Below are 1434 nucleotides of genomic sequence, written 5' to 3'. Positions count from 1 at the left end.
CTAACCCGGCACCATGAACCCGCCGCGACAATCTGTTCTCATCCTGATAGTCGCTGACCTCTCACCCAGATCGTCGCGCTATAGGCGCTCCTTCCCATCAGCCCAGATGATGCCGTTGCCGCCGCATTGGGTCAGCAGGTCAACGAGATCAACCATTGCCGCCCCTCCTTCATTCTTTGGGCAGAGGATAAGCGCCCCAATGAGCCTTACCGCGCCTATAATGACTATGAGGTCCACAGCCTATTTTATCGTGGGTTTAGCAACGTTAATGGCGGCCCTAACGGCTGGAACAAGGGCGGCAGGCTTTACGCCTTAGGAGGCTATTATCAGCAATTTCCTGAAACGGTTCGGGCCACCATTACCATCAATGGGGAGGCAACGAAGGAAATAGACCTCACGGCCTCGCATTTGACAATTCTACATGCCTGCCATGGCATCCCTATCGATTCCGTTCACGCCTATGAAATAGAAGGCTTCCCCCGCGCCGTCATAAAAGCTTGGGTGACAATGACCTTGGGCCACAAGGGCTTCCACACGCGCTGGCACAAGGACGTAGTTGCAAAGGTCAAAGATAAGAAGGGCATCGACCTTAAGGCATATTCCATCAAGTCCGTTCAAGCCGCTGTTCTGGAAAAGCATCCTCTGCTGCGAAATTGGGAAAACAGCGAAATCCGTTGGGGTGATCTACACTATCTGGAAAGCAAGGTCATCGTGGATACCGTTCATGCCCTTACAGTGGGTCAAGGCATTCCAGCCCTGCCGGTTCACGATTCCATTATTGTTCCTGTTTCGAAAGTGGAGATCGCAAAGAATGTGCTGATTGAGATGTTCGAAAAGCACATCGGCGTTACGCCTGCGCTTAAAATGGAGTAGGTGCATTATTCAATGCACCGTAAGAGCCATTTTAAGGGCCGTGGGGCACGGATATTGAAATTGAGCCACCCCATATTCAGGAAAGGATATAAAAGGCTCTTGGATTGCACCTAAGAGCCTTGAATAAATTGGACGATCATTAGGTGCAATATTAATCTATGCCTTCAATAGGTCCGTATTGATCTTGAACGCTAAGAACGCCGCCTCTCTTATTCGCTCTATCAATTGCTGCCGCTATACATTTATGTTCAGCATCCACGATCCAGAAATGCCACGATAGCTTTTTGCATGGCGTGAGATCGTCGTAATATGCCCTGAATGTAAAAAAGGCGATCACGGCAAGCAGCAGTGTTGCAATCGCGCCGAAAGCAATAATCATTCTGTGGTTCGTCATTGTGCCCCCTAAACCAAATTAGAGGCACCACCCGATCTAAGCCGGGTGTTCAGAACCCTGCACACAGCACAAGGCGTCGCCACTTGTGGGATAGCTGCTGCCCGGCGCTCGAGGCGAGGGTATCCTTTTCTGACCACATGTTGGCAGGGAAGGAAGCGATCATGTCG

General features: G+C 50.7%; 2 protein-coding genes. One reads left to right on the top strand and one right to left on the bottom strand.

All coding sequences use genetic code 11. The annotated features are described in order from the left end of the window. The first annotated feature begins 126 nt into the window (after nucleotides 1-126). Nucleotides 127-873 carry a hypothetical protein gene (locus K7W03_RS27425; protein ID WP_222888124.1) on the top strand — a complete coding sequence of 249 codons (747 nt, stop codon included), beginning with the start codon at nucleotides 127-129 and terminating at the stop codon, nucleotides 871-873. 151 nt (nucleotides 874-1024) lie between these two features. On the opposite strand, the gene K7W03_RS27420 is transcribed toward K7W03_RS27425, so the two are convergent. Next, on the bottom strand, nucleotides 1025-1267 hold the full coding sequence (locus tag K7W03_RS27420) for a hypothetical protein (RefSeq protein WP_222888122.1): 243 nt from the start codon (nucleotides 1265-1267) through the stop codon (nucleotides 1025-1027). Nucleotides 1268-1434 lie beyond the last annotated feature (167 nt).

It is taken from the genome of Sphingobium sp. PNB (assembly GCF_019873065.1).
GTDB classification, from domain to species: Bacteria; Pseudomonadota; Alphaproteobacteria; order Sphingomonadales; family Sphingomonadaceae; genus Sphingobium; species Sphingobium fuliginis.
The sequence above is the reverse complement of the archived record's forward strand: the minus strand, read 5'-3'. Positions and strand labels throughout refer to the sequence as shown.

Coding starts and splice junctions, on each gene's coding strand:
- K7W03_RS27420 (WP_222888122.1), bottom strand. CDS start 1,267: ATGACGAACCACAGAATGATTATTGCTTTCGGCGCGATTGCAACACTG.